A 26,616-nucleotide genomic window follows, 5' to 3' on the forward strand; every position below is an offset into this window, starting at 1 on the left:
ATCACCATGGGAGCCGACAACGCAGCGCAAACGCTGGGCCGCCAAACCCGTTTGTTGCTGGGTGCCGCATTCATTGCCGCGGCGGCCAGCCTATTGCCGCTGGACACCGTCCATATCCCTTTAAGCGCTTACGTGCCTGCTCACTCCATCTTGGAGTTTGTGTCGATCGTGATCGCCTGTCTGGTGTTTGCAACGGCCTGGTATACGCCGTCTCGTGAGTCTTCGGCAGCGGTGGTTGTCATCGGTATAGCCTTGCTGACCGCTGCGGGACTGGACTGTTTGCACCTGCTGTCCATCGTTGGTATGCCCGACCTGGTGACGCCCAATACCTCGCAAAAAAGCATTACCTTCTGGCTGGCAGCACGTATCTGTGCCACCCTGGGTTTTTTGGCCGCCAGCTACTTGCCAGCCACCGCAGCCCTGCCCAGAAGCCGGCGCCGCTGGGTGGCGGCCGGGTTTGCGTTGTATGCAGCCGCCGTTACGGCGGCCGCGTTGTACGGCGAATCCAGCCTGCCGACCTTCTTTCAAGCCGGCACGGGCACCACGGTGCTGAAGAGCCTATTAGAAAGTGCGCTGGTCACTGTGTTGGCATGGATTGCCTGGCGGTACTACCGGTCCGCGCGGGCCAGCCAGGACAGCTTCGAGGCACTGATGTTTGGCGCCATGGGCATGGCATCGCTGACTGAGCTGTTTTTCGCCAATTACGCCCTGGCCAACGACACCCAGAATCTTTTGGGGCACCTGTACAAAATCGCGTCCTACGGTCTGATTTTTCAGGCCCTTTTTATCTTGAGCATCCGCAAGCCGTATCAACGGCTGGCCATCAAGACCCAGGGGTTGCTGGACGCCAACGAGGCGCTGCGTGTGCAGTCCCTGGCGCTGGAGTCCACGGCCACACCTGTCATGGTGACCGACACCACGGGCAAGGTGACCTGGCGCAACCATGCTTCGCGCACACTCAAACCAGCAGCCTCGGAAGAGGACCTGAATCTGTTTGCCCCCACGGTTACACCAGACCCCGAGGTGGCGATCCAGATGCGCAACCGCCTGGATGCCGGTGAAGTGTGGCGTGGCCGCGTGCGGCTGGAGTCGGCGCTGGGGCAAGACCTGTATCTGGAGCGCACGGTTACCCCGGTGCGCAACACACAGGGCTTGCTGGTCGGTTATGTGTCGGTGTCAGAAGACATCACGGAGAAGGTGCGCACTGAAAACAGGCACCGGCGCATTTTGGAAACGGCCCTGGACGGTTACTGGGTGACCGATACACACGGCAGTTTGCTGGAGGTGAACGCCGCCTACGCCAGGATGTCAGGCTATTCGACCCAGGAGTTGCTGGGCATGCGGGTTCACGACCTGAAGTTGGCGGATGAGCAGGACGACATCCATGCCCGAATGTTGAAGGTCAAACAGCTGGGGCAGGACCGGTTTCAGTCCCAGCACCGCAAGAAGGATGGCTCCGCACTTTACGTAGAGGTATCGGTCAACTACGACCTGGCAACGGACAACTTTTTTGTGTTTGTACGTGACCGGACCGAATACGAGCTTTCTGCGGCCACCAAGCAGGATCTGGAACGGCAGTTGCAACATGCCCAAAAAATGCAGGCCCTGGGCCAACTGACCGGTGGTATTGCCCACGACTTCAACAACATATTGGCGTCCATATTGGGCTACTCCAATCTGGCTTTGAGCCGCTTTGTGCCAGACAAGGAATCCAAACTGGCCAAATACCTGCAAGAGATCGTGCTTGCCAGCGAACGCGCCCGCGACCTGATCGCCAAGATGTTGACCTTTACCCGCACCCAGCCCAGCGGTACCTTAAAAGCCATTACGCCATCGCTGGTGGTGAAGGAAGTGGTGGCCATGCTGCGTCCGTCAATCCCTTCCAGCATCCAGCTGCGCTGCAATGTGGAGTCGGACCAGGCCATACGCATGGACGCAGGTGAACTCAACCAGGTCCTGGTCAACCTGATCATCAATGCGCGGGACGCCATAACCGAGCAGGGCCTGATCGATATCCGCGTGCGCAAGGTGCGGATCAAAGATGCCCTTTGCGCCATTAGCCACCAACGCCTGTCTGGGGAGTATTTGGCGATTCAGGTGGCGGACAACGGCTGTGGCATTTCCGCCGAAAACCTGAGCAGTGTGTTCAACCCGTTTTTCACCACCAAAGACGTGGGCAAGGGCACGGGGCTTGGCCTATCCATGGTGCAGGGCATTCTGCAAAGGTGCGGTGGCCATGTGGTGGTGGCGTCTACGCTCGGACACGGCAGCCAGTTTCAGCTGCTGTGGGCCGCGGAGTCGCGCCCTCCGGCCCAACACAGCGCACCGGTGCGCCCATCCGGTGACAGCACGGGTACCGGCCAGACGGTATGGGTATTGGACGACGAGAAGGCCGTGGGCGGTTATGTGGGCGAATTGCTGGCTGACGCGGGTTACAAGGTGCGGGTCTTCACGGACCCGCTGCACGCACTGAGTGCATTCAAGACCGATCACAGCAACGTCAACCTGCTTATCACGGACCAAACCATGCCAGGTTTGAGCGGGTTGCAACTGGTGGGGTTGTTGCATGGCATACGGGCAGACCTGCCCGTCATCATCTGCACGGGTTTCAGCCAAGGTATTGCCGCCAAAGAACTGGAGAGTCATGGCATACAAAGGCTGTTTATCAAACCTGTGGCCGCCGACCAATTGCTGCAAGTGGTGGCCGACATTCTGGTGCCCCACATGCAAGGAGCACTGAAATGAAGCAGCTGAGCACCTCCAACCGCCTGATCCTGTTGGTCGCTGTGTTGTCTACTTTGCTATTGCTGGTGGGCACCTTTGGACTGGTCGGGCTCTACCGGTCCAACGATGCGCTGAAGTCGGTGTACGCCGACCGCACGGTGCCCATGTGGCAGTTGTCGGAAATCCAGCGTTTGATGCAGCGCAGCTGGCTGATTGTGGCCATCGGTCTGGATGTGAAATCGCCAGCCTTTGCCGAACAGTACATTCCCGATATTGAGGCCAACCTGGCTACGGTCAATGGGCTGTATTCGCAATATTTGCAGACCTTCATGACCCCGGAAGAAAAGGTGCTTGCAGAAAATTTTCAGCGTGAGCTGGCAGATTTTCAGACCCATGCCTTGCGCCCTGCCTTGGCGGCGCTGCGGGCGCAGGACTATAAAGAGGTGCGACGGCTGCAAATGGAGGTGATGATTCCCGCCTCCAATACCTACCGCACCCATCTTCAGGCACTGAGCAAGTTACAACTGGATGTTGCCAGCCATGAATACCAACGGGCCATGGCGCGCTTTGAAAACGTGCGCATGGCTTCAATCATTTCCATGGTTTTGGGGGTGGTGTTTGCCCTTTTGTTCGGGGGATTTCTGGTGCGCAGCATGGTGCGGTCACGGGTGGAGTTTGAGCAATCGCTGCTGGCCAAGCGGGATCTGGAGCGCCAGCTCCAGCAGTCACAAAAGGTGCAGGCGCTGGGCCAGCTGACCGGTGGCATTGCGCACGATTTCAACAATATTTTGTCGGCCATATTGGGCTACTCCAACCTGGCCCTGAGCCGCCATGTGCCCGACAAGGACTCCAAACTGGCCAAGTACCTGCGCGAAGTCATCACCGCCAGCGAGCGGGCCCGCGACCTGATCGCCAAGATGCTGACCTTTACCCGCACACAGCCCAGTCAAGACGTGACACTGATATCCCCGGCCACCGTGGTGCGCGAGGTGGAGTCCATGATGAGCCATTCCATTTCTGCCAGCATCGTGCTGCACAGCCGCATTGAGGACGATACCCAGATACTGATGGACGCAGGCGAGTTGAACCAGGTGCTGGTCAACCTCATCATCAACGCACGTGACGCCGTACAAGGCCAGGGGCAGGGCCGTATCGACATACGGGTGCACAAGGCACAGGTCACCAACCAGATCAGCCTGACCAGCCATCGCCGGTTCACGGGTGAGTTTTTGGCGGTTGATGTGTCAGACACCGGCACTGGCATAGCGCCAGAACACCTGCCCCGCCTGTTTGACCCGTTCTTTACGACCAAGGACGTTGGCAAAGGCACTGGGCTGGGCCTGTCTATGGTGCAGGGCATCATGATGCGCGCCGGTGGGCACATCCTGGTCCACTCCATTCCCGGCAGGGGTAGCTGTTTTCAGCTGCTGTTCCCACTTCCTTCAGCACGTCAGCTGGTGGCCACGGCAACAAGTGACGTTGCAACAACATCCACCGGGAAGGGACAGCTGATCTGGCTGGTGGATGACGAGCCCGCAATTACCGGCTACCTGGAGGATTTGCTGGCCGATTGGGGCTACACCACACGCAGCTTCAATGATCCGCAGATTGCGCTACGGGCATTCCGCGCCGAGGCGCCGCAGGTAGACTTGCTTATCACAGACCTGACCATGCCAGGCCTGTCGGGCGCCGACCTGGCAACCCATATGTGTACCGTGACACCCAACATGCCGGTCATCTTTTGCACCGGATTTTCCGAAGGGTTTGAGCGGGTGCATATACCCACTTTGAATTTCAGCAAACTGCTGGTCAAGCCCGTGGCCAGCGGCGAGCTGGCAACGGCGCTCGGCGATGTAATGCAACTGACGCAGGGAGGCACCCAGTCGCAGTAAGATCCCATGCAATCTGCAACCGCTTCTTACCTACCACTGCCATGACACCCCTCAACCCCGCAGCCCGCGCCAACGTCCACCTGATCGACCACCCCCTGGTACAGCACAAGCTGACCCTGATGCGCAACAAAGAGGCCAGCACCAACAGCTTTCGCCGCCTGCTCAACGAACTCTCCAGCCTGATGGCCTACGAGGTGACGCGCGACATGGCCACGCAGGACATCGAGATCGACACCCCGCTGGAGAAGATGACCGCCAAGGTCATCGACGGCAAGAAGCTGGTGTTTGTGTCCATCCTGCGCGCGGGCAACGGCATCCTGGACGGCGTGTTGTCCGTGGTGCCCGGCGCCCGCGTGGGCCACATCGGCCTGTACCGCGACCCGGCCACACTGCAGCCCGTGGAGTATTACTTCAAGATGCCAAAGGCCATGGAAGAACGCGACATCATCGTGGTCGACCCCATGCTGGCCACCGGCAATTCGGCAGCGGCGTGTATCACCCGCCTGAAGGTCTGCAAACCCAAGTCCATCAAGTTTTTGTGCCTGCTGACCTGCCCCGAAGGCATCAACACGCTGTACAAAGAACACCCTGACGTAGAAATCTACACCGCGGCCATTGACCGGGAGCTGAACGACCACGGTTACATCCTGCCGGGACTGGGTGATGCGGGCGACCGGATTTTTGGCACGCAGTGACTGTAAGTTATTGATTTCATTAATAGTTCAATGTAATATTTGAAATTCAAAAAATACATTGAACATGCCTCCCCACACACCGTCAACCACGTTGTTCCTCGACCAGTCGGAAAGCCAGAAGCGCCAGTACATTGACGCAGAAACTGTATTCTTGGCGCTGGCCAAGGCAAAGAAGGCAGCAGCCGAAGTACGTGGCAGCATGCTGTGGCGGGAGTTGCGTGGCAAGCCGACACTGATCCGAACGTCCGCAAGCGGTGCGCAAAAGTCCTTGGGAGTGCGCAGCGCCGAGACAGAGGCCATCTACGCCAGTTTCATGGCACGCAAGCAGTCGGCCGAAGAGCGGCACAAAGCACTCAAGGCCCAATTGGCTACGCAGCAACGCCTAAACCGTGCACTGCGCGTGGGCCGCGTACCCAATGTCGTGGTCGGCGTGATCAATGCACTGGACAACATCGGCGTGCAGGACCACTTCATGGTGGTTGGCACCCACGCCCTGTTTGCCTACGAGACTGCAGCAGGCGTGCGCATAACCGAGGAAGCCATGGCCACCCGCGATGTGGACATCCTGTTTGACACCCGCAAGCGCATTTCCTTCTTCACCGCGATGAAGAAGCTCGACAGTTCGCTGATCGGTGTCCTGCGCAAGGTGGACCCCAGCTTTGAAGTGGTGGAAGACCAGCTATACACCGCACGCAACCAGGACGGTTTTGAGGTCGACATCATCCGCCGCACGGCAAAAGACGCCGATCCGCACCCGCTGCGTATGAGCGATGAAGACGACGACTTCTGGGCCGTACAAGTCTCCATGGGCGAGAAGCTGCAATCGGCCCGTCGTATGGACCAGGTCGTAGTGGCGACGTCGGGCGAGATGGCGCTGATGCGTACCGTCCACCCGCTGGACTTTGCGCGCATCAAGCTGGGGCTGTCCAGGCAAGTCGGGCGCGACCCAAACAAGAGTGGCAAAGACGCGCTGCAATCCCGTATCGTCACCGAACTGGTGAGCGAATACCTGCCGCACTTCTTGCCTGCCGAGGGAGAGGCACCGTTAGTCCAATAGGGCTATAGCCCCCGTCACTATTACGTTAGCAGCTATCAAATTTGCAGTAACTACCCATACAACACCATGCTCGACCTGCTGATCCACAACGCCACCCTGCCCGACGGCCGCACCAATATGTCTGTGGCGGTGCAAGCCGGCCGCATCACCGACGTAGCACCTAGCCTGATGGCGCCAGCCACGGAAACGATTGATGCCCAAGGCCTGCTGCTGAGCCCACCCTTCGTCGACGCCCATTTCCACATGGACGCCACGCTGAGCTACGGCCTGCCGCGCGTCAATGCCAGCGGCACGCTGCTCGAAGGCATTGCGTTGTGGGGCGAGCTCAAACCGCAGCTAACCCAGGAGGCACTCGTCGAGCGCGCCCTGGCTTACTGCGACTGGGCCGTGGCCAAGGGCCTGCTCGCCATCCGCAGCCATGTGGATATCTGCGGAATTAGCCCCCAAGGGACTGCGTCCCGCCCCCCCACGGGGGTGCCCCATGGCTTGGGGCGGCCCGGCGCCATGGGTGGCCTGCTGGCTGTGGAGGCGCTGCTGGAGGTTAAACGCCGCGTCGCGCGGTATCTGGATCTGCAACTGGTCGCCTTCCCACAAGACGGCGTGTTACGCGACCCCCAAGCCATGGACAAGCTGCAACGCGCGCTGGCCATGGGTGTGGACGTGGTCGGCGGTATCCCCCACTTCGAGCGGACCATGGCCGACGGCGCCTTGAGCGTCAAGCTGCTGTGCGAACTGGCTGCAGCGCAAGGCAAGCTGGTGGACATGCACTGCGACGAGTCCGACGACCCGCTGTCGCGCCACATCGAAACCCTGGCGTTTGAAACCCAGCGCCTGGGCCTGAACGGCCGCGTCACTGGCTCCCACTGCACATCCATGCACAGCATGGACAACTACTACGTGAGCAAGCTGCTGCCGCTGATCGCCGAGGCCGGTGTCAGCATCATCAGCAACCCACTGATCAACATCACGCTACAAGGCCGCCACGACACCTACCCCAAGCGCCGCGGCATGACCCGCGTGCCCGAGTTGCTGGCCCACGGCGTGACCGTTGCCTTCGGCCACGACTGCGTGATGGACCCCTGGTATTCGCTGGGCAGCGCCGACATGCTGGAAGTGGCCAGCATGGGCCTGCACGTAGCCCAGATGACCAGCCAGGCTGCCATGCGCCAGTGTTTTGAGGCCGTGACCACCAGCGCGGCGAAGATCCTGCATCTGGAAGGCTATGGGATTGAGAAGGGGTGCAACGCGGACTTTGTGTTGCTGCAGGCGCAGGACCCGATTGAGGCGATACGGCTAAGGGCTACGCGGTTGCAGGTGTTCAGGCGCGGGAAGCGGGTGGCTCAGACGCCGGCGGCTATCGCGACGTTGAACTTGCCGGGGCGTCCACAGACGACCTCGTTGATGCATTCTGGGTGCTAGCCCCCGTGGATATTGCGTAAGCCGCTACAAAAAATGCAGCAAATACCGTCGCCACAGTGCAGAGTTCTTAAGTATGTCGCAGATGAAGTTGCTCATGGTGATTGAAAGCATCAAGCAATTACAGGAAAAGGAATCGCTCATCGCCGCCTTGAAAATCATGGCCTTGGGTGAGAAAGACCGCAGGCAAGGCAAAGGCATATCCATTGCAGAGTCACGTGCGCAACTGGCCGCAGTGCGCCAACGCCACAAGTAATGGCCATCAACATTCTTCCTGCTACGAGAGAAGAAAATTTGACCGTCACACGGACTGCCTACTTGCTGGCCTTCGCTTGCGCCAACAACGCATCCCAGTCATCCGGCGGATGCCCACTCTCCAGCATTTTTCGGAATACGCGGTAGGCATCATCACTGCTGTCGTAGGCACGCTTAGTGTCGTCGTCATTGACCCACGCCAGCACAATAATTTTTGCTTGCAGGTGGTATCGGAAGAACAGACGGTATTGCTGAAAAAACTTGGCGCGAAACCAGTGTTTGTATTCGTCGCCCAAGGTGCCGCCCTGGCGGTATTCGACACGTGTGGGGTCTTGGGGAATGACTTCAAACGCCAACTTTTGAATGGCCGCCAAACGCTTGGTCGCGTTCTTTTTGATGTAGCCCTGCGGGTCTTTGGTCTTTAGAGTTTCAACCTGCAAGGTTAGGGTCTGCAACTGGGCCAAAAACAGCGGATGTGCAAATACCGACCAGCCATTCACCACCCAACGCGCTGACGGACTGCTGGGCTTCTTACGCTCACTCATCGTCAGGAGACAACGACGCGTCCATATCCAACTCCACACCTGCGGTCAGCGCCTGAATACGCTCCACCAAATCAGCATCCACCGCTTGCAGGTGCTCCGGATGCTGGGTCATGTCGTGTGCCAGAAAGCCCAAAAATGCACCCATCGCAGGGTCGTCCGCCTCCACATCGGCAGCTCGACTCAACACCACCTCGCCGCCAGGACGGATGCTGTAATGAATTTTGTCGCGTTTACCCAGGCGCAACGCACTGCGTACGGAGGCGGGCACCGTGGTCTGGTAGCGTTCGGTCAAGGTCGATTCGACTTCCATGGTGGTGGGCATGGTGCACTCCGGTTCAAAAAAGAGATTTTTCACATGGTAATGCATTTGCATTACCAACACCATACCAGACGTTGGTCCAGCAGCTCAATTCAAAATTCTCACCGACGCAACGGGTTAGCTTGGCGCAAACTTGGCATCAAAGCGCAACCGCGCAAGAGTGCCCCAGGTCACTTTAATCTTAAAGGTTCAAACGAATGGAATGCAAATGCATGCTCGCCGACACAATTGCCAACAACAACCGCACCTGGGCTGAAATCGCCCTCTTGAGGTTCGCAAGATAAGGCAAGCGCGACAATGAAACGTGCGACGAATACTCTGGCTCAAGCATTCCCGGATATTGCAAATAGCTGGGACCATGATCGCAATGGAAACCTCACCCCTGCGGACGTTGCCCCGTTCTCACGCACAAAGGTTTGGTGGAAGTGCGACAAGTGCGGGGAAAGTTGGCCGGCATCGGTTGCATCGCGAACTTCAGGCAGACCGTCGGGTTGTGGCTTCTGCGCAGGGAAACGGGTGTCTCCTTCTCGGTCGCTGGAAGCACAATTCCCCGACATAGCCAAGCATTGGGACGCGGAAAAGAATGGCAGTTTTAAACCAAGCCAAGTCATGCCCAAGGCAAATCGCAAGGCTTGGTGGAAATGTGACCTAGGCCATTCTTACCATTCGCGTATCGCTGGACGAGTAGCAGGAAGGGGCTGTCCAATCTGCTCCGGCAACATGGTCATCGAGTCTACAAGTCTCGCGGCGAAGTTTCCCAGTCTTGCCGAGTCGTGGCATGCCGAGAAAAACTCTCCGCTGACCCCTGCTGATGTTGCTCCGAAATCAAACCGCAAGGTTTGGTGGAAGTGCCAATCAGGGCATGAATGGGCAGCGACCGTTGTAAACCGATCATTGGCTGGTTCTGGTTGCCCGTATTGCGGTGGCCAGAAAACTTCGTCAACCAACTCGCTGCTCGCCATCAACCCAGAGCTGGCCGCAGAATGGCACTCGTCGCGAAACGGAGAAAAGACGCCAGCACAGTTCACGCCATTGTCGAGTGTCAAAGTCTGGTGGAGCTGCGCGCGCGGGCACGAATGGCCTGCCACGATAAGTTCACGTCAGTACGGCGTAGGGTGTCCTTTTTGTGGCGGAGGAACCTCTGCTCTTGAAGCGCGCGTTTTCACAGAACTGAAAGCGCTTTTTTCTGACGTAATTTGGCATAGCAACGCGATGGGCGTTCAAGTCGATGTACTTCTGCCGACCCTGAAAATCGGTGTCGAAATCGACGGTCATTACTGGCACTCTGGGAAGGTCACAGCGGACCTTCGGAAAAATGCAACTTGCGAAACGCAGGGTGTAAGAGTGATCCGGCTGCGCCAGCTCCCACTGAAGAAACTCAACAGCTGGGATATTGAGTACCTGCGCTCGGACACTGACCTGTCAGTCATTCAACGGCTTGTGTCCGCAATATCCACAGTGGTTGCAAACGTAGAAACTTGCAGAATCGTAGACGGTTACCTCACCACAGATCGCTTGTTAGCCGACGCTGAGTATCGAAAGATCATTGCGAATCTGCCGTCTCCCCCGGATGGGGCGTCGTTTGGCGCAATTTATCCGAAGGCAGCGGCCGAATGGCATAGTGAGCGCAACGCTCCACTGGAACCTTCGATGTTTGCGCCGAAGGCAAACCGAGTGGTGTGGTGGAAGTGCTTGGCGAATGGCCACGAGTGGCAGGCTGCGATTTACGCCCGCGCCGTCGGCGGCGGATGCCCGTATTGCGTCAACAAAAAGATTGGAGCGGATAACAGTCTGGCTGTGCTCCGACCTGACCTGGTTCCTGAATGGAATTTCGAGAAGAACAACTCAGTTGCGCCTGAGCGCATCGGACCAGGGTCGCACAGAAAGGTGTGGTGGAAATGTTTAAAAAGAGGGCATGAATGGGAGGCCACCGTAGATCGCAGGGCAAAAGGTTCAGGCTGCCCATACTGTTCCGGTCTGTACACCGATGCAAGCACTTCCCTGGCTGCCCTCTATCCAGAAATTGCAGCAACCTGGGATTCGGAGAAGAACGCGCCCCTTCAACCCGAGGACGTTCGCAGTCAGTCAGGCCGCAAGGTCTGGTGGAAGTGCGCTGGCTGCGATACCTCGTGGCAAGCAAATGTGCAGCACCGAGTGATTGCAAAGCTCGGGTGCCCGAAGTGCTCCCGGACGCTTGCCGGCGAACAGATGAGGTTGAGGCGACTAAAGTTGTACGGGACCCTCAGGGAAAATGCGCCCGAATTGGCAATGAGATGGCATCCCACACTCAATATCGGCCTTACACCTGACGACGTAGGGCGACAAAGTACAAAGTTGGTTTGGTGGCTTTGCCCAGATTGCAATCATGTGTGGAGCGTATCGCCCAACTATTACCGCCGATGTCCGCAATGTGGATCAAAGTAACGGGCGGCTGGCGAGTACCGCCTTAATGTGGTTGCCCTCTGGGTCTGCAACCAGCCCAAAGCACTTTCACCATGGACGTAGCTTAAAAGCAATGGGTTCAAGCCGAATTTTGCTTCATCGCCACAACGAAACCACCCGAGGAGGGTGGCGTGGCTTACGGGCGCAGGCCGCACTTGCGGTTGCCACTAGAGCTGGCGTGCCTGGCGGGTGTTAACGCAATCGCGCAGGTTAACCAGCCCTGTCCACCCGCGACGCGAGCCGGAGAACGTGAGCCACGGCGCCCGCCGTACGCGAACCACAAACAGGCTTTAGTTTCAAGAGAAACGGGCCGCTAGCCCTCGTCCAATATGCGTGAATCGCTACTGATTCAATAGCAACCAACAGACGACTTAGCAAGCACCAAACCCCTCAATGGTGGTGCCCATGCTCCCCGTGCACGTGCTTGTGCGCAATCTCTTCTGCCGAAGCAGCACGCACTTCCACCACCTTGATGCCAAACTTCAGCGTCTGGCCGGCCAGGGGGTGGTTGCCGTCCAGGTGCACGGTATCGCCCTTGATCTTGACGACGTTGAACACATGCTCTTCGCCGTCTTCGCCACGGCCTTGCAGATGGCCGCCGACCTTGACGCCGGGCGGGAAGTCCTTCTTGGCAATGGTGGTGATCAGTTGCGGGTTGTGCTGGCCGAAGGAATCTTCGGGCGCCAGCGTCAGCGTGACTTCGTAGCCAGCTTCGTGGCCTGCCAGCGCTTCTTCGACCTTGGGGAAGATGTTGTCGTAGCCACCGTGCAGGTAGACCATGGGCTCAGTGCCCTTGTCGATGACCTTGCCAGCGGCGTCGGTTACGGAGAAACGCAGGGTGACGGCGGTGTCTTTGTCGATTTTCATAATGGGATTGTGCAAAATGCGTGGAATTAAGGAATGGGCGCTATTTTCGCCGCAGTTCAGTCCCCTCTATTCCCGATGGGGTGCGATGGACTCGGCGTAATCGTACAGGGCACCCAAAATGGCCTCGCCGCGCTCGTCTACCGACTCGGACAACTGGTCAATTTGGTCAAACAGCTGCTCCACTGTGCGGTAGCCACTCGCCCCGTCAAACAGGCGCTCGGCCCGGTGCGCCTCCCAGCGTTCGGACTCTTCGTCCGTCAACACCTCGGGGAAATTGCGCGCCCGGTAACGGAACAGCAGCTCTGGCAGCCGCGCGTCTTCAAAAGCCGGATGGGCGCTACTCAACTGCTGGGGCGACATGGCCCTCAGATCGTTCAGGCGGCGTCTATCCGCATTGCCCACAAAACCGCCGTACAGGTCTTCATCTACGTCCAGCGGCGCAAGGGCTTCGGGCCGCTCAAACACCTCGGGCCAGATGGCGCTCATGTCCGGCAGGTCGCGCGCCCACTCGGCGTGGCGCAGTTGGGCTTCCACATCAATACCCCAGCGCTGTGCCATGGCGGGCGACAGCACCTTCAAGTTGGCCATCACCATCGGCGATTTGTTCAGATGGATGGTCTTGACCGGCAAACGCGCCACGCCCTTGGGCAAGTCTGAGGTCTTGCTGAACAGCCGCAGACGCAGGTCCGCAGGTTTGAGCGACTCCAGCTCGCGCGGGTCAAAGGCTAAATCCCACGCAATCAACTCGTTTTTGTTCTTGGGGTGCATGGCCAGCGGCCACATCAGGGCCAGGCAACCCCGCTCGGCTGGGAACATGCCTGATACATGCCAAAAGGGCCGGGCGTTCCGCGGCGCGGTGGGCAGGCCCAGCTCTGCCGCCACACGGTCTTTTTTGTGCAGGCCCAGGCAAAAGTCAAACAGACGGGGTTGTGCAGTCTTGATCAGCCGGGCCAGCGCGATGGTGGCACGTACATCGCTCAGCGCGTCGTGCGCCGCCTCGTGCAGCAGGCCGTTGGCGGCGCTGAGGTCGGTGAGCTTGAAGCTGGCACCGCCTTCGGGCTTGGTCGGCCATTCAATGCCCTCGGGGCGCAAGGCATAGGCCGTACGCACCACATCCAGCAAATCCCAACGGCCACACTGGTTCTGCCACTCACGGGCATAGGGGTCGATCAGGTTGCGCCAGAACATGAAGCGTGTGATCTCGTCATCAAACCGGATCGTGTTATAGCCCACGCCTATGGTGCCGGGCAGGCTGAAGGCCTGTTCAATCGTCGCGGCGAACTGGTGCTCGGGCACGCCCTGCTGCAAGCACTGTTGCGGTGTGATGCCGGTGATCAGGCAGCTCTGCGGGTCGGGCAAAAAGTCAGGCGCGGGCTGGCAGAACAGCATGATGGGCTCGCCCAGCTCGTTCAAGTCTGCATCGGTGCGGATGGCGGCAAACTGGGCGGGCCGGTCGCGCCGGGGCACGGCGCCAAAGGTTTCGTAGTCGTGCCAGAGGAAGGTGTGGCTGCTGCTGAGGCTGTTGTCCATGGGGGTGATGGACGACGCCAGTCCTTAGAAGGTTTCCCAGTCGTCATCCGCGCCGCGGGCGGCTGGTTTCGGGGCAACCGCGGCTTGGGGCTTCGCGGGTGCTGCCAGTTTCTGCAAGGGCTTGCCGGCTGGTTTGGCCGCGGGTTTTGCAATGGCCTTGGGTGCCGGCGCACGGTTAGCCGCAGCGGCAGGCCGGGCGGCGGGCGCGGGTTTTGCGCGGTGCGGGGCGGCCTGGGGCGGCGCACCGGCCATATTGCCCTGCAGTTTGAACTCACCCACCAGGGCGTGCAGCTTGGCGGCCTGGTGTTTCAGGCTTTCTGCGGCTGCGGTTTCCTGCTCCACCAGCGCGGCGTTTTGTTGCATGGCCACGTCCAGATGCTCCAGCGTGGTGGATATCTCGTGCAGACCCCGTGTCTGCTGCTGCGACTTGCCGCTGGCCTCCACGATCAGGCTGGACACCTCTTCGATGGCCTTGACCACTTCGCCCATCTTCTCGCCCGCGTCATTGACTAGGCCGGCGCCCTTCTCCACCTGCTCGACCGAAGCGGTGATAAGGCTCTTGATTTCCTTGGCCGCTTCGGCAGAACGACCGGCCAGGCTGCGCACCTCAGATGCCACCACGGCAAAACCACGCCCCTGCTCGCCGGCGCGGGCCGCTTCCACGGCGGCATTCAAAGCCAGGATATTGGTCTGAAAAGCAATGCCATCGATGACGGAAATGATGTCGGCAATCTTGCGCGACGAGTTGTTGATCTCGCCCATGGCCGCCACGGCCTGGTTCACCACCGCGCCACTGGTGTGTACCAGGGCGCTGGTGCCCTGGCTCAGGCTGGTGGCCTTTTGCATGGCTTCTGAGCTTTGGGCGGCGGCGTCCGTCATCTCTTTCATCGCGCTGGAGGCGGATTGCAGTTCGGAACTGCCCTGCTCGGTACGGCGACTCAAATCCTGGTTGCCGGCGGCGATTTCGCTGGATGCATTGCTGACCTGCCAGGCCCCTTCATTGAGCGCGCCCAGCATGGAGCGTATGCGTGTCTGCAGCGCCTGCATGGTGCCCAGGCCTTCGCGCAGCGTGGGGTTGCCAAAGCTGGTGGATACATCCTTGGTCAAATCACCCTGGCCCATGCGCTCGGCGCCCGAGATCAGCTCCTCCACAAACTGCCTACTGGCTAGCGCGCTGTCCAGATACAGCCATAACATGAACAGCCCCACGCCCAGGCTGCTGAGGATCAGGGTCATCTTGCTCCAATCCATCAACACGCCGGTGACCACCACTACCTGCAGGGTGACGTTGAGCAACAACTGAAGGACTACGCGTTGCTTGAGGGTGAGCTGATTGAACATGCGGCAGGTCTCCTGGGTTATGGAGCTAATTTAGCAGACGCGGGGAGGCCATGGGGCAGTGTGAACCCGCGAAAAGGGGTGCAAACCAGCAGGCGCGGTTCAGGCCAGCGCGACCAGACGCTCCAGTTCCCGCAGGTTGGATTTGCACACCGTGCGAAAACGCGCGCTGATACGTGGGTCGGCCGCAGCCACTTCCCAAAAAGCCAATGCTGCGCGGCTGGCCGCCAGCCAAGCGGCACGGTCCTTTGGCGTGGGCAGGCCGGGGGCATACACCGTCTTAGGGATTTCGCCACCAGCCAGCGGCGCGTAGGCCATGGGCAGCATGTCGTACACCGGCGCAACCCGCAGGCTGTTGGCCTCCGGCACAAAGCTCACATTGCCCTTGTGCATGTCTGCATTGGCGATGAGTTTGCCAAAAGCCCAGATGGTGCGCAATTGCACCGCAGCTTCACTGCCTAGCCAACCCTGGGCTTGCATCTTGTCGCCCGCATCACCCCAGTCGGTACTGGTAGTAGGCAATATGGCGGCCTCCAGTGCGTCCAGGCTGCACAGGGGGCTGCGGCCAAACAGGCCGTGGCGATCAAACCGCTCCAGCTCCAGGAAGGTGCGCCCGCCGTGTTGCAACACCCGGCTGTTGGCACTGTGGACCTGTGGGATGGTGCGTATGGCCTGCAGAGCCAGGTGTTCGCAAACCAGCAGGTCCGACCAGCGCTGGACCGTATCCGACGTATCGTTGGCCGAAAATTTCACGATGGCATGTGGCGTGTGGGCGCCCTGCAGCGCACGCTGCACCGTGAACTTGGGGAATTCGCCCCCGGCGCTAGAGCCTGCAGCACCCCGTGCACTGGCCTGCTCTGCATACGCCAGATAACCTGCCAGTGTGTCGCCCTCCGCGAGCACGGCTTGCGGTCCGGCCTTGTGCTGCAGCCACAAGTCCAATGCCGTATCACCGACGATGAGGTTGCCACTGGTGTCCACGCCCCGGCCCAGCAAGATGACCAGCACATCGTCATCACTCCACTCCCTGGGATTAGGTGAAACACCCAGCCCCTTGGACTCCAGGTGTGCAAACTGCCGTCCCAGAAAACCCTGGGGCTTCATATCCTGCAGCGGGTATGGCAGGCCGTCGGGCCATACGCCCTGGGCAAATTCCTGCTCGATGGGCCAACCCATGGCCGCCACATCCAGCACCGTGCCCCGCGGCGCAATCAGTTCCAGCTGGCCCACCTGGGACGGGATGCCCTCGCGGTTGATGGCATAGACGGGTGCGGAACTGGTCTGCCCCCGCAGGGCGCGGCGCAAAAAATATCGCGTACCACGGGCCTTGCCCAGGCGCAAAACACTGTCACCGGCCTCATTGAGCATGCGCACCATGGTGGGCGTACTGACCTGCGCCAGGGCCGCCAGCTCCGTGCTTTTGGCGCCGGGGCTACTTTGCAACAGTCGGGGCAGCTGCGTGCGGGGAATGTCCAGTATTTTTGGCGGCATGTGATTCGATTTTTGAATCAATATTTTGCCACATGAAAACTAATTTACCAATGGATTAACATGTAACTTATGCCAACCCTGTGGTTTTTGTGATTCGATATTTTATCGATTTACCTTCACCGCCGCCGTGCCGCCCGCACCCCATTCAGGTCCGCCACAATGCCCAGCACCCGGTTCAGCCGGCCGGAATCACTCACCTCCACGGTGAACGTCATCCACGCAATACCGCGTATCGACTGGGTCTGCACGCCGATCACATTCATCTTTTCCTTGGCGAACACCTCGGAGATGTCGCGCAGCAGACCCTGGCGGTCGTTGGCCTCCACGGCCACATCGACCGGGTAGACAGAGCCATCGCCCCCGGTCTTGCCACCCCACTCCACCTCAATCACACGGTCGCCGCTGCGGGTGACCATGTTGCGCAGGTTGGAGCAGTCGGCGCGGTGCACGCTGACGCCCTTGCCGCGGGTCACAAAGCCGCAAATGGCGTCGGGCGGTGCCGGCTTGCAGCATTTGGCCAACTGCGTCATCAGTGAATCGACCCCCACCACGAGAACACCACCTTTGCCGCCCGTGGCGCGTGGCTTTTTGAGCGGCAGGTAATCGTCTTGCGCAGCCGCAGGCTCGGGCGGGCGCAGCAGCAGTTCGATGTTGCGCAGCGAGAACTCGTCTTTGCCCACCACCTCAAACAAGTCGTCGGCGGAGTTAAAGCCCAGTTGTGAAGCCAGATCGTCCAGCTTGACGGCCGTCTTGCCTTCACGCTGCAACAGTTTCTCCACCGCCTCGCGGCCCTTTGCAACCGTCTCGCCCATGGCCAGCGCGTTGAACCAGGCGCGCACCTTGGCGCGCGCGCGGTGGCTGACCAGAAAGCCCAGCTCCGGGTTGAGCCAGTCGCGCGACGGGCCACCCTCCTTGACCGTACTCACCTCTACCGTCTGGCCGTTTTTGAGCGGCGTATTCAACGGCACCATGACACCATCTACCCGCGCGCCGCGACAGCGGTGGCCCAGGGTGGTGTGCACGCTGTAGGCAAAGTCCACCGCGGTGGCGCCCTGGGGCAGCTCCACAATGGCCGCGTTGGGGGTCAGCACGTAGATGCGGTCGTCAAAACTCACCCTGTCCTGCTGACTGCCCTCTTGTGCGCCCGACAGATCGCGCTCCCAGGCCAGCAGTTGGCGCAGCACGGCGATCTTGGCGTCGTACTCGCCCGCCGCGGTGACGCTGCCACCGTAGCCTTTGGCACCCGCTTCCTTGTAGGCCCAATGGGCGGCAACACCGGTCTCGGCATGGTCGTGCATGGCCTGGGTGCGCACCTGTACTTCGATGGGCTGGCCGGTCGCGTCACGCACCACGGTGTGCAACGACTGGTAACCATTGGCCTTGGGCCGGGCAATGTAGTCGTCAAACTCGTCGGGCACCGGGGTGAAGTGGTCGTGCACCCAGCCCAGGGCCGCATAACAATCGGGCACCGTGGGCACCACGATGCGCAGCGCGCGTATGTCGTATACCTGGTCGAAGCCCAGCGACTTGCCGCGCATCTTTTTAACAATGCTGTAGATGTGTTTGGGACGCCCCTGCACGGTGGCGTGTATGCCCTGCTGGCTCAGGTCATGCGCCAGCTGCAGGCGCAGTTTCTCGACATGGGCTTCGCGCTCCACCCGCTTTTCGTCCAGCAGCCGGGCAACATGGCGGTAGGTGTCGGGCTCCAGGAAGCGGAAGGACAGGTCTTCTATCTCCCACTTGATTTCCCAGATACCCAGGCGGTTGGCCAAGGGGGCAAACACCTGAAGCGACTCGCTGGCCAACCCGGGCGGCAGGACAAGCTTGGTAGCTGCAAAGTGGCGCAGCGTCTGCAGCCGCGAAGCCAGGCGCAGCATGACCACGCGCAGATCACGCGAGAAGGCCAGCAGCATCTTACGCACACTCTCGGTCTGCGCGGCGGCCGTCTGGGCCATGGGTATGGGGGTGGCGGCGTGGCTGGCCGACTGCTGGGCGATACGCGCCATGCGCTGCACCCGCACCAGCTTGGTGGTCTCCATGGCCAAGTCGGCAAAGTTGCTGCCAAAGGCCTTGGCAATCACCTCGTGCGGCTTGTTCAGGTGGTCGCAGGTGTAGACCAGGTAGCAGGCCGCCTGCATGGCCTGCGATCCACCAATGCTATGCAGGATGCGGGCCACGGCGTCGGCATGGGCCAGCACGTTTTCACCGGTATCCAGCTCCGCGCTGCTGAGCAGCGGTTCGGCAAAGGCGCGGGCACGCGCCAGCGCGTCGGCCTGCTCGGGCAGGCTGGCAGCCGTGGCAGCAATCACCGGCGCTGTGGGCGCGTGTTCGGACGAGAGACTCTTCATGGAAGCACAACAGGCATGGATTCAGCCCAGCACAAAGCCGGTCACAGCCTCCACCTGGTCCGGCGCAATCAGCGTGGGCGCGTGGCCTACACCGGCAAACTCCACCAGACGCGCCTTGGGGCCACGCTCGGTCATCATCTTGGCGGTCTGCGGCGACAGCAGGTCGGACTGGGCGCCACGCAGCACCAGGGTCTGCGCCTGCAGGCCGTCATACAAGGCCCACAACATGGCCTCACCCTGGGTGGCAGCCTCTTGCGTAACTGCGGTAAAAGGCACGGCAATGGCAGGATCGTAATGCAGTGTGACCGCAGAGTCAGATCCCGGCACGGGCTTGACCATGTGGCGGGACAGCTCCATCCACTGCTCGGGCGTGTGGGGCCCAAAACTGGAAGAAATGGACCACATGGCATCGGCCGCCTGCTGCAGCGAATCAAACTTGACCTCACGCCCCAGGTAGGCACCGATGCGGGCCAGCGCCTCCCACTGGATGCTAGGCCCCACATCGTTGAGCACCAGGCGGCGCACCTGCAGCGGCAGCGGAAACTGCTTTTGCCCAAACACGGCCATGCCGATCAGGCCGCCCATGCTGGTGCCCACCCAGTCCAGCGTCTGGGTGGTCGGCTTCAGGTGCATCAGCAGGGCCATCATGTCGCCAGCGTAAGAGGGAATTTGGTAGCCCTGCGGGTCTGCCAGCCAGTCGCTCTTGCCGCGGCCCACCACGTCGGGGCAAATCACACGCAAGGCACCACCGGCCTTGGCCACCAGGGCCTGGGCCAGCACATCAAAGTCGCGCCCCTGGCGAGACAGGCCGTGCACACACACCACGACGTGGGTGGCTTGCGGGTCGCCCCACTCCCAAAATGCCATGCGATGGCCCGAGTCGGTGTCGGGGCACGGTAAGTAATTCAGCTTAGGGTCAGACATGGTGCAATGGGGGTTTGATAATGAAGGCCAGGGCATTGGTCATGTGTGAGATGGGTTTCGCAAGTTCAATGCCATGGGTGAATCGTAATTGATTAAAAGGATGACCATGCTCAAAGGTAAAACAGCTCTTGTTACCGGTTCCACCAGCGGCATTGGCCTCGGCATTGCCAAGGCTTTGGCGGCCCAGGGCGCCAACATCGTGCTCAACGGCTTTGGTGATGTGGAAGGCCCCAAGGCCGAAGTGGCCGCTCTGGGCGTGCAGGTGGCCTACCACGGCGCCGACATGAGCAAACCCGCCGAGATCGAAGACATGATTGCCTTCGCCAGCAAGACCTTTGGCAGCCTGGACATCCTGGTCAACAACGCCGGCATCCAGCACGTAGCGCGCATCGAGAACTTCCCGGTGGAAAAGTGGGATGCCATCATCGCCATCAACATGAGCAGCGCCTTCCACGCCACCCGCCTGGCGCTACCCGCCATGCGCGAGCGCAACTGGGGCCGCATCATCAACGTGGCCTCCATCCATGGCCTGGTGGCATCTGCCGAAAAGTCAGCCTATGTGGCCGCCAAACACGGTGTGGTGGGCCTGACCAAGGTGACCGCGCTGGAGAACGCCACCACCGGCGTCACCTGCAACGCCATCTGCCCCGGCTGGGTGCTCACACCGCTGGTGCAAAAACAGGTGGATGCCAAGGCTGCTGCCCTGAAGATCAGCAACGAAGAAGCCACCAAGCTGCTGCTGGGCGAGAAAGAGCCCTCCATGCAATTCACCACACCCGAAGAGCTGGGTGCACTCGCCGTATTCTTCTGCTCCCCTGCAGGTAACAACGTGCGTGGCGTGGCCTGGAACATGGATGGCGGTTGGACGGCCCAATAAGGGCTTTGAACGATTTTGGGCTCTAGCCCCCGCAGAATCTTACTACGGCGCTATCAACTTTGTAGTGGATGTGGCTCTGGTAGATTCTGCAGCCACTATTGGCCGTCACCGCGCTTCTTCGACGAGTTCCAAGTCATTCTCCGCCGCCCAAGCGCGCAGAGCTTCCTGCACGCCGGCAGATTCGTAAGCGTACCAAGCCTCAAGAGCGCCCTGGGCATGCAGCAGATCCTTGAATTTCGCGTACGCCCCAGGCTTGCTGAAGAAGCCTCTGATCTGCGAAGCGTACTGCGGCAGCTGTGCGTCGGCAAAACGCAATGCAAGGCTTCTCCCAAGATCAAGTTCGTTCTTTTTCGGGACGGTGGCGTACAAGGACTCGTCGCCCACGTCTTCCGGTGGTTCCTCCCCCATGTCGTCGAAGTCTGAGACTAGCCAAATTTGCCCCGACTCGCGGCTCACATAAGCAGCGTTCGCGTAGGGCCCGGTGGCACTAGCCCACTCGTAGGCATCGAGGAGGAGGGACAATTGAACGCGTGCGGTCATTTCAATCTGACGGACACCGTTGACGTCAAGCAGCAACACGTTTGGGCGTCGTCGGGCTTGGACGACCAGTTGCATTCTTCGTTGACCGAGGCCTGCGGACCAAACGAACCTCCAACTTGCACCCCAAGGCATCTGCATACTTGGTCAGCGTTGCCAGAGATGGTGAATGCTTGCCACTACCCGATTCCATACGCGCAACTGCAGACTGCGTGGTACCGATCTTTTCTGCCACCTGCGCTTGGGTCAGACCTTGCGCCGCCCGAGCCTTCAAGAATTCGTCCAAAAGCGAAAACTCGTCAGCCAGTTTTTCGTATTCCGCCTTTACCTCAGCAGTAGCCAATGCCTTGGTGCGAAGTTGTTTATGTGTCAACATTTTTCCACTCCTTCATTCGCTTGCGCGCAAGTGCCAATTCTTTAGGAGGTGTCTTATCGGTCTTCTTTACAAACTGGTGGAGCATGACGATCTTGCGATCCACCAAAGTGCAATAAAACACCCGCCCAATACCCTCACGGGATTTCAAACGCAACTCGAAAAGCCCCATGCTCATTGCCCGCGTGTGAGGCATTCCTAAATCTGGACCAAACTCAACCATACGATCGGTGCAATGAAAGTATCTGGCCAAAATTCCCGGCGGCAATGCCAGCACATCAGCCTGCAACTTCTCATCGTGATATTTGATCTCCCACTTCATGCAAAGAATATAGCACTTTTGAGATAATTAGGTGATGCTAGCCTCAAGCAATTTGCGTGAAATTTAACGTGAAGGTGCCCAACTTGGCATGCGTCGCCAAAAGGGAAGTTCAATACTCCACGTTCCGAATAGTTCGAGGGCTGCATAGGTAGCTCTCTTGGTTGGTCAATCGCCAGTCATTGGACTCACGCATAGTGCGATTTAACGTAAAGATGACCGGACCACCAACACGAGCGGTGAAGCCGCAGCCTGCCGTTGTGGGTCCGTGTCGATTGACAAGTTATCCATCATGCTTCCTCCCGCTGTACGCGACCTGAGTGAGTGCATCGTGCAGGAACACCCCTGCGCCTGTTGCGCTGTGATACCAAACCATCGCCACACCCACCTCTCATGGTGGCCCCCGGCTCGATGGCATCATCGTGCGCGCTGGCGCTGGCAGTCGTGCCGGCCCCTGCAACACGGCTGTGATGTGCAGCCGTCCCACCTTGCAACAGGGACACAAGTGCACATCGATTTTGGCCACCCGTGCCATAAAGTCTCGGGCACACTCCATGGCCTGCACGCTTGGCTGCGGCATGTGCAGGGACTGACGGGCCGCTGTGAGTTGGACTCCTTTGCAGGCTGAGGCGAGCACCCCGTAGTGGCGGATGCGCTTGAGACCGGTGGGCAGGATGTGCGACAGGAAGCGGCGCACAAACTCCTCGCCCTGCAAGCGCTCCAGGCGCTCCAGGCGCTTGCCACCCTAGACGTAGGCCACTCTGATGTTTCCACCACCATGATCTACACCCATGTGCTCAAGGTGGCAGCAGGTGGCACGGCCAGCCCGCTGGATGCATTGGCAGCCGGTAATTAGCTACGGCAGCAACTGCGCCACCCGGTTCAGATCATCCAGCGTATCAATGTCGGTCACGGCACCGGCATCGGTCACTACAAATTCCATAGCATGGAAAGCAGAAAGTACGGGGGCTGCACCCTGATTTCCCTTAAGAGACTCCAGCCCTGCACGGCACTGCGCCGAGAAACCTACAGGGTGGCCACGCTGGCCTTCGAATGTAGGGAACACAGCCGCGTGGTCGGCCAACGCCTGCGCCATCGCGCGCAAGGTGTCTGGCTGGATGAGCGGCAGATCACCGGGCAGAATGAGCCACCCCGCAGCATCACGCGTAGCGCGCACGGCCGCTGCAATGGAATCCCCCATGCCGAGGTGCGGCCCGTTTTCCACATGGAAAGGCAAGCCACTGGCACGCACTGCATCCACCGTGTGTTGCAGCACGGTTTTGCCATGCAGCAAGGCCTGCAGCTTGGAGCCTGTGCCGCCTGATGCGATGAAACGCCGGCCCCGGCCGCTGGCCAGGATCAGGACGGTGGGTGGGTGGTGGCCAGGCAAGCGCCGGTCTCCGCCACAGGCTGCCCTTGGGGGGCCGCGTTTTTGACCTGCACGACCTGGGCAATGATGGACACTGCAATTTCGGCAGGTGTCTTGGCACCTATCGACAGCCCCACCGGGCCATGCAGCCGTGCGAGCACGTCAGCGGTCAGGTCGAAGTGTTCGGCCAGGCGCTGTTTGCGCGCCTGCTGGTTGCGCCGCGAGCCCAGTGCGCCTACGTAGAAGGCGTCAGAACCCAGCGCCTCCAACAGCGCCATGTCGTCCAGCTTGGGGTCGTGTGTGAGCGCCACGATGGCGGTGTGGGCATCGGGAGCCAGCGCGCGCACCGCGTCGTCAGGCATACCCATCACGCGGGTCACGCCGTCCATGCGCAAGGTGGTCACGTATTCGTCACGCGGGTCGCAGACCAGCACTTCAAAGTCCAGCATCTGCGCCATTTGGGCCACGGCTTGCGACAGCTGGCCCGCGCCAATCAGCAGCAGACGCCACTTGGGGCCGAATACGGTGGTGAGCACACTGCCATCAAACGCCATGGCCTGGCCGCGCGTGGCAGGCAGCAACTGCACAGCCCCCGTCGACAAGGTCAGCTGGCGGGCTACCAGCTTATGCCGGGCCGTGCGGTCCAACAGATCCTGCACCCAGGCCGTGTCCAGCAGCGGCTCGCGCACCAGGCGCAGCGTGCCGCCGCAGGGCAGGCCAAAACGTGCAGCCTCTTCTTTGCTGACGCCGTAGGCCAGCATGGACGGGCGCTCTTGGTCAGGCGATGCTGCACGGTTTTGCAGTGCGGCCTTGGTCTGGGCGATCAGGTCGTCTTCCACACAGCCGCCAGATACAGATCCGCTGACGGCGCCATCGTCCCGCACGGCGAGCAAGGCACCGGGCGGCCGGGGGGCGCTGCCCCAGGTCTCCACCACGGTGACCAGCGTGACGGCGTGGCCGCTTTGGCGCCACTGCAGCGCGTCGGCCAATACCCTCAGGTCCAGGCTTTCCATTGGTCTGATCAGGCCAGCTTGAACGGCAGGCTGCGGGGCGTCTTGCCGGTCAGCTTGGCAATGGCATTGCCAAAGGCCGGGGCCAGTGGCGGCAGGCCAGGTTCACCCATGCCAGTGGGCGGCTCGGCGCTGGGGACAATGTGCACGGCGATCTTGGGCATGTCGGTGATACGGGCCACCACGTAGTCGCCAAAATTGCTTTGCTCAACCAAACCATCCTTGAAGGTAATGGCAGACCCAGGCAGGCAGGTGCCCAAGCCCATCAGCGCGGCGCCCTGCACTTGCGCTTCAATGGTCTTGGGGTTGACGGCCAGGTTGCAGTGCACGGCAGCAGTGACCGCATGCAGCTTGGGCACGCCCTTGGTGACCGATGCCTCGGCCACATAGGCCACCACGGTGTCAAACGACTCGTGTACGGCCACGCCCCAGGCCTGGCCCTTGGGCAGCTTGCGTTTGCCATAACCCGATTGCTCCACCGCCAGCATCAGTGCGGCTTTGTGGCGCGGGTGCTTGTCACCCATCAGCTTCATGCGGTAAGCCACCGGGTCCTGGTTGGTGGCGCGGGCAATTTCATCGACCAGGGTTTCCATGACGTAGGCGGTGTGGGTGGAGCCCACGCTGCGCCACCACAGCACCGGCACGTTGACCTTGGGGTGGTGCACCGACAGGCGCATGGGCACGTCATACGGCTCGCGCATGCCTTCGACGATGGTCGCGTCCACGCCGTCCTTGATCATCATGCCTGCAAAGGGTGTGCCCTCCACAATCGACTGGCCGACGATGACATGGTCCCAAGCCAGCACCTTGCCCTTGGCGTCAAAACCGATCTCGGCACGGTGCACGTGCATGGGGCGGTAGTAGCCGCCTTTGATGTCGTCTTCGCGGCTCCACAGCACACGAATCGGTGCACTGACTCCGGCTGCCATGGCAACCTTGGCCACAGTGCAGGCCTCAACCACATAGTCGGCCGTGGGCACGGCGCGGCGGCCAAAACCGCCACCGGCCATCTGCACATTCACCTTGACGTTTTGTGGTGGCAGGCCCAGCACCTTGGCTGCTGCCATGCCGTCAAAGCCGGGCATTTGTGTGCCCAGGTAGATGGCGGCCTTGGCATCTGCACCACTGCCGGTGACATGCACGGTGCAGTTCAGCGGCTCCATGGGCGCATGCGCCAGGTAGGGGAAGGTGAACTCGGCGCTGATCTTCTTGGGCGCCTTGGCCAGCGGCGCCATGTCGGCCTGGTATTTCAGCGCGCCGGTCTTCTTGGCCAGGGCCTTGTAGCTGGCCAGTTGGGCGGTGCTGTCGACTTTCTCCACGCCAGAGGTGTCCCACTCCAGCTTCAGCGCATCACGCGCCTGCTTGGCGGCCCAGTAGCCTTGGGCGATCACGGCCACGCCCTCCCCGCCCCGGTCGGTGGGCATGCGTAACACGGCTTTGACACCGGGTACCGCCTTGGCGGCCGCGTCGTCCAGCGACTTGATCTTGGCGCCAAACACTGCCGGGTGGGCCACCACGGCGGTCAGCATGCCGGGCAGTTGCACATCGATACCGAAGTTTTGCTGGCCGCTGGACTTGGCTTTGCCGTCCAGCCGCGGTGTGGCTTTGCCGATGATGCGGAAGTTCTTAGGGTCCTTCAGCGCCACTTTGTCGGGCACGGGCATCTTCATGGCGGCATCCGACAGATCGCCATAACTGATGGATTTGCCTGCGGGGCCCAGGACCATGCCGTTTTCGGTGCGCAGCGCGCTGGCATCCACACCCCACTGCGCAGCCGCAGCGGCCACCAGCATGGCGCGGGCGCGGGCACCCAGTTCGCGGTACTGCATGAAGGAGCGTTTGATGGAGCCCGAGCCACCTGTCAGGTGCATGCCAAAGGCAGGGTCCACGTAGGCGGCGTTGGCATCGCCGTGTTCGGCGGTGACCTTGCTCCAGTCGGCGTCCAGCTCCTCGGCCAGGCACATGGGCAAGGCGGTCCACACGCCCTGGCCAAACTCCAGGCGGTTGATGGCGACGGTGACCGTGCCGTCCTTTGCAATCCGCACGAAGGCAGAGGGTTGCTCGAAGGGTTTCAGGCCAGCCGGTGCCGCGGCTTGTGCGCCCGCCACCAAGGGGTAGGCACCCAGTGCAAAGCCAGAGGCCGCGCCCATCTTCAAAAAGCTGCGCCGGGCCAGCCCTTCAGTTGCTATTGATTTAGAAGCGCCTTGAGACCGTTCCACGCGGGCTAGAAGCCCTTTTGGCAGTTGGTCCATCAGTTCGGGGGATGCGGAGTCGAAATGCATGGTGAT

At 60.5% G+C, this 26,616-nt stretch carries 23 protein-coding genes and 2 pseudogenes; 10 read left to right on the forward strand and 15 right to left on the reverse strand.

Annotated elements, in window-relative coordinates; all coding sequences use genetic code 11:
- Positions 1 to 6 precede the first annotated feature (6 nt).
- The 6 genes from HZ993_RS03780 to HZ993_RS03805 all read left to right on the forward strand — a co-directional run bounded on the left by HZ993_RS03780 (position 7) and on the right by HZ993_RS03805 (position 8,040).
- A complete protein-coding gene (locus HZ993_RS03780) occupies positions 7 to 2,745 on the forward strand; it encodes an MASE3 domain-containing protein (protein WP_209395941.1) in 2,739 nt (912 codons plus the stop codon).
- Positions 2,742 to 4,616 (forward strand): MCP four helix bundle domain-containing protein, encoded by a 1,875-nt coding sequence (locus HZ993_RS03785; RefSeq protein ID WP_209395942.1) that lies wholly within the window; start codon positions 2,742 to 2,744, stop codon positions 4,614 to 4,616. Before HZ993_RS03780 ends, HZ993_RS03785 begins: the two co-directional genes overlap by 4 nt.
- A gap of 41 nt (positions 4,617 to 4,657) precedes the next feature.
- Positions 4,658 to 5,311 carry a uracil phosphoribosyltransferase gene (upp, locus tag HZ993_RS03790; protein WP_209395943.1) on the forward strand — a complete coding sequence of 218 codons (654 nt, stop codon included), beginning with the start codon at positions 4,658 to 4,660 and terminating at the stop codon, positions 5,309 to 5,311.
- Between the two features lie 64 nt (positions 5,312 to 5,375).
- The gene (locus HZ993_RS03795) at positions 5,376 to 6,368 is read left to right on the forward strand and encodes a nucleotidyltransferase domain-containing protein (protein WP_209395944.1); all 993 of its coding nucleotides are present in this window, start codon (positions 5,376 to 5,378) and stop codon (positions 6,366 to 6,368) included.
- A 66-nt stretch (positions 6,369 to 6,434) separates the two neighbouring features.
- A complete protein-coding gene (locus HZ993_RS03800) occupies positions 6,435 to 7,787 on the forward strand; it encodes an amidohydrolase family protein (RefSeq protein WP_209395945.1) in 1,353 nt (450 codons plus the stop codon).
- Between the two features lie 82 nt (positions 7,788 to 7,869).
- On the forward strand, positions 7,870 to 8,040 hold the full coding sequence (locus HZ993_RS03805) for a hypothetical protein (RefSeq protein ID WP_245213811.1): 171 nt from the start codon (positions 7,870 to 7,872) through the stop codon (positions 8,038 to 8,040).
- 58 nt (positions 8,041 to 8,098) lie between these two features.
- On the opposite strand, the gene HZ993_RS03810 is transcribed toward HZ993_RS03805, so the two are convergent.
- Together HZ993_RS03810 and HZ993_RS03815 are read right to left on the reverse strand one after the other, a co-directional pair.
- Entirely contained in the window at positions 8,099 to 8,584 is a 486-nt protein-coding gene (locus HZ993_RS03810; RefSeq protein WP_209395946.1) for a type II toxin-antitoxin system YhaV family toxin, read from the reverse strand.
- Positions 8,577 to 8,906: a type II toxin-antitoxin system PrlF family antitoxin gene (locus HZ993_RS03815; protein ID WP_209395947.1), complete on the reverse strand. Its 330-nt coding sequence runs from the start codon at positions 8,904 to 8,906 to the stop codon at positions 8,577 to 8,579. The genes HZ993_RS03810 and HZ993_RS03815 overlap by 8 nt, the downstream gene beginning before the upstream one ends.
- A 294-nt stretch (positions 8,907 to 9,200) precedes the next feature.
- On the opposite strand from HZ993_RS03815, the pseudogene HZ993_RS24930 reads away from it, so the two are divergent.
- Both HZ993_RS24930 and HZ993_RS03820 read left to right on the forward strand, forming a co-directional pair.
- A pseudogene (locus HZ993_RS24930) lies at positions 9,201 to 9,602 on the forward strand (zinc-ribbon domain-containing protein); the annotation flags it as partial.
- Positions 9,603 to 9,623: 21 nt separating this feature from the next.
- Complete coding sequence (locus tag HZ993_RS03820) at positions 9,624 to 11,327, forward strand: zinc-ribbon domain-containing protein (protein ID WP_245213812.1); 1,704 nt, start codon at positions 9,624 to 9,626, stop codon at positions 11,325 to 11,327.
- A 408-nt stretch (positions 11,328 to 11,735) separates the two neighbouring features.
- Here HZ993_RS03820 and HZ993_RS03825 read toward each other — a convergent pair whose 3' ends face one another.
- From HZ993_RS03825 to HZ993_RS03850, 6 genes are all read right to left on the reverse strand, one after another.
- Complete coding sequence (locus tag HZ993_RS03825; RefSeq protein ID WP_209395949.1) at positions 11,736 to 12,212, reverse strand: peptidylprolyl isomerase; 477 nt, start codon at positions 12,210 to 12,212, stop codon at positions 11,736 to 11,738.
- 66 nt (positions 12,213 to 12,278) lie between these two features.
- Positions 12,279 to 13,742, reverse strand: coding sequence for an exodeoxyribonuclease I (gene sbcB / locus HZ993_RS03830; RefSeq protein ID WP_209395950.1), 1,464 nt, complete (start codon positions 13,740 to 13,742; stop codon positions 12,279 to 12,281).
- Positions 13,743 to 13,766: 24 nt separating this feature from the next.
- Positions 13,767 to 15,083, reverse strand: coding sequence for a methyl-accepting chemotaxis protein (locus HZ993_RS03835; RefSeq protein ID WP_209395951.1), 1,317 nt, complete (start codon positions 15,081 to 15,083; stop codon positions 13,767 to 13,769).
- Positions 15,084 to 15,182: 99 nt separating this feature from the next.
- The gene (gene yjjJ / locus HZ993_RS03840) at positions 15,183 to 16,571 is read right to left on the reverse strand and encodes a type II toxin-antitoxin system HipA family toxin YjjJ (RefSeq protein ID WP_209395952.1); all 1,389 of its coding nucleotides are present in this window, start codon (positions 16,569 to 16,571) and stop codon (positions 15,183 to 15,185) included.
- Positions 16,572 to 16,687: 116 nt separating this feature from the next.
- Positions 16,688 to 18,919 carry a bifunctional (p)ppGpp synthetase/guanosine-3',5'-bis(diphosphate) 3'-pyrophosphohydrolase gene (locus tag HZ993_RS03845; RefSeq protein ID WP_209395953.1) on the reverse strand — a complete coding sequence of 744 codons (2,232 nt, stop codon included), beginning with the start codon at positions 18,917 to 18,919 and terminating at the stop codon, positions 16,688 to 16,690.
- A 21-nt stretch (positions 18,920 to 18,940) separates the two neighbouring features.
- Positions 18,941 to 19,843 (reverse strand): alpha/beta fold hydrolase, encoded by a 903-nt coding sequence (locus HZ993_RS03850; protein ID WP_209395954.1) that lies wholly within the window; start codon positions 19,841 to 19,843, stop codon positions 18,941 to 18,943.
- A 106-nt stretch (positions 19,844 to 19,949) separates the two neighbouring features.
- On the opposite strand from HZ993_RS03850, the gene HZ993_RS03855 reads away from it, so the two are divergent.
- Positions 19,950 to 20,720 (forward strand): 3-hydroxybutyrate dehydrogenase, encoded by a 771-nt coding sequence (locus tag HZ993_RS03855; RefSeq protein WP_305847093.1) that lies wholly within the window; start codon positions 19,950 to 19,952, stop codon positions 20,718 to 20,720.
- Positions 20,721 to 20,825: 105 nt separating this feature from the next.
- Here the strand turns inward: HZ993_RS03855 and HZ993_RS03860 are convergent, their stop codons facing one another.
- From HZ993_RS03860 to HZ993_RS24935, 4 genes are all read right to left on the reverse strand, one after another.
- Positions 20,826 to 21,299, reverse strand: coding sequence for a hypothetical protein (locus HZ993_RS03860; protein WP_209395956.1), 474 nt, complete (start codon positions 21,297 to 21,299; stop codon positions 20,826 to 20,828).
- Entirely contained in the window at positions 21,286 to 21,633 is a 348-nt protein-coding gene (locus HZ993_RS03865) for a helix-turn-helix domain-containing protein (protein ID WP_209395957.1), read from the reverse strand. The genes HZ993_RS03860 and HZ993_RS03865 overlap by 14 nt, the downstream gene beginning before the upstream one ends.
- Positions 21,620 to 21,952, reverse strand: coding sequence for a type II toxin-antitoxin system RelE/ParE family toxin (locus HZ993_RS03870; protein ID WP_209395958.1), 333 nt, complete (start codon positions 21,950 to 21,952; stop codon positions 21,620 to 21,622). The genes HZ993_RS03865 and HZ993_RS03870 overlap by 14 nt, the downstream gene beginning before the upstream one ends.
- 388 nt (positions 21,953 to 22,340) lie before the next feature.
- The gene (locus HZ993_RS24935) at positions 22,341 to 22,646 is read right to left on the reverse strand and encodes a transposase (RefSeq protein ID WP_209395959.1); all 306 of its coding nucleotides are present in this window, start codon (positions 22,644 to 22,646) and stop codon (positions 22,341 to 22,343) included.
- Positions 22,647 to 22,700: 54 nt separating this feature from the next.
- Between HZ993_RS24935 and HZ993_RS24275 the strand changes: the two are divergent.
- A pseudogene (locus HZ993_RS24275) lies at positions 22,701 to 22,805 on the forward strand (integrase); the annotation flags it as partial.
- Here HZ993_RS24275 and HZ993_RS03885 read toward each other — a convergent pair.
- From HZ993_RS03885 to HZ993_RS03895, 3 genes are read right to left on the reverse strand one after another with little or no spacing between them, the layout of a single operon-like run.
- Positions 22,806 to 23,339, reverse strand: coding sequence for an NTP transferase domain-containing protein (locus HZ993_RS03885; protein ID WP_209395960.1), 534 nt, complete (start codon positions 23,337 to 23,339; stop codon positions 22,806 to 22,808). It lies immediately after the preceding pseudogene.
- Positions 23,309 to 24,331 (reverse strand): XdhC family protein, encoded by a 1,023-nt coding sequence (locus HZ993_RS03890; RefSeq protein ID WP_209395961.1) that lies wholly within the window; start codon positions 24,329 to 24,331, stop codon positions 23,309 to 23,311. Before HZ993_RS03890 ends, HZ993_RS03885 begins: the two co-directional genes overlap by 31 nt.
- Positions 24,332 to 24,339: 8 nt before the next feature.
- Positions 24,340 to 26,610 (reverse strand): xanthine dehydrogenase family protein molybdopterin-binding subunit, encoded by a 2,271-nt coding sequence (locus tag HZ993_RS03895; protein ID WP_209395962.1) that lies wholly within the window; start codon positions 26,608 to 26,610, stop codon positions 24,340 to 24,342.
- Between the last annotated feature and the right edge of the window lie 6 nt (positions 26,611 to 26,616).

The sequence above is a fragment of the Rhodoferax sp. AJA081-3 genome (assembly GCF_017798165.1).
Classification (GTDB): Bacteria; Pseudomonadota; Gammaproteobacteria; order Burkholderiales; family Burkholderiaceae_C; genus Allorhodoferax.